The following is a 386-nucleotide window of genomic DNA, read 5'->3' on the forward strand; positions in this document are numbered from 1 at the left end:
AATCTCCGGCCGGACAAAGATGTGCAGCTCCGAGGGGAAGAGATTGAGCACATAGGTGATCTGCCGCCGGATCTGCGGCATCTGGTTCCTGTATTCGTCCAGCGCGTCGGAATTGATGATCGCGGTGTCGATCCCGCGCAGATAGAGCAGCGAATTCAGATTCTCGGTGGGCCCCCTGGTCACGATCGGCAGGACATGCAGGTTCGGCCCGTCATCGACGACGCGCGCCATCTCGGCCGCGAAGCGCAACGGCGCCCCCTCGATCAGGCCGCCGGCGAGACCGACGGTCCAGGCATTCATCCGCTCCTTTTCCGCCTCATAGGTCGGCGCGCGCCGCGGCGCAGCCCCGCGCACGGCCTCCAGCCGTGTCGTCTGCGCCTGCAGAT

Annotated in this window: 1 pseudogene; it reads right to left on the reverse strand. The window is 65.5% G+C overall.

The window, feature by feature from the left end:
* Positions 1–363, reverse strand: a pseudogene (locus AB4118_RS34195) (TAXI family TRAP transporter solute-binding subunit); the annotation flags it as partial.
* Positions 364–386 lie beyond the last annotated feature (23 nt).

This window comes from Allobosea sp. 2RAB26 (assembly GCF_052115465.1).
Taxonomy (GTDB): Bacteria; Pseudomonadota; Alphaproteobacteria; order Rhizobiales; family Beijerinckiaceae; genus Allobosea.